Here is a 793-nt window from a genome sequence, read left to right as displayed (position 1 = left end):
AGAGAAACAAAAGCAATCTACAGGCACATTTCGCAGCCTGATTTGCTTTTTAGCCGTAAAGGGCTATGAGCGGTAACGCTCTGTTCGAGATAATTAGTGCTTTGCAAGTAAAAAGACGGTTAGCGATAAGCGTATTTTTCGCCTGATTATTATGTATTAGATAAAACAATGCGGAGTTTATAAAACAATGCCTAAAATTAAAACAGTACGTGGTGCTGCTAAGCGTTTCAAGAAAACAGCTTCAGGCGGTTTCAAACGTAAACAATCTCACTTACGTCATATTTTGACTAAGAAAACCACTAAACGTAAACGTCACTTACGCCACAAATCAATGGTAGCGAAAGCAGACCAAGTATTAGTAGTAGCGTGCTTACCATACGCATAAGCGTTGAGTCAAGTTAAAACGTACTTTAGTGAATTTTAGTTAATTATATACATTAGGAGATTTAATAATGGCTCGTGTAAAACGTGGTGTTATTGCAAGAGCACGCCATAAGAAAGTTCTTAAGGCTGCTAAAGGTTATTATGGTGCGCGTTCACGTGTTTATCGCGTTGCGTTCCAAGCTGTAATTAAAGCTGGTCAATATGCTTACCGTGACCGTCGTCAACGTAAACGTCAATTCCGTCAATTATGGATTGCACGTATCAACGCTGCAGCACGTCAAAACGGTTTATCTTACAGCAAATTCATCAACGGCTTGAAAAAAGCTTCTGTTGAAATCGACCGTAAGATTTTAGCTGACATCGCTGTATTCGACAAAGTTGCATTCGCAGCTTTAGTTGAAAAAGCAAA

Annotated in this window: 2 protein-coding genes; both read left to right on the top strand. The window is 39.1% G+C overall.

Annotation, left to right across the window (positions count from 1 at the left end; all coding sequences use genetic code 11):
• Window positions 1-187: 187 nt before the first annotated feature.
• Entirely contained in the window at window positions 188-385 is a 198-nt protein-coding gene (gene rpmI / locus D0Z60_RS11470) for a 50S ribosomal protein L35 (protein WP_005596065.1), read from the top strand.
• Window positions 386-452: 67 nt separating this feature from the next.
• Window positions 453-793, top strand: a 341-nt coding sequence (rplT, locus tag D0Z60_RS11465) for a 50S ribosomal protein L20 (protein WP_118858569.1), incomplete at its 3' end; no start/stop codon positions are given.

This window comes from Sphingomonas mesophila, from assembly GCF_003499275.1.
Taxonomy (GTDB): Bacteria; Pseudomonadota; Alphaproteobacteria; order Sphingomonadales; family Sphingomonadaceae; genus Sphingomicrobium; species Sphingomicrobium mesophilum.
Note: the sequence above shows the minus strand (reverse complement) of the source record. Positions and strands in the feature narration are given on the sequence as shown.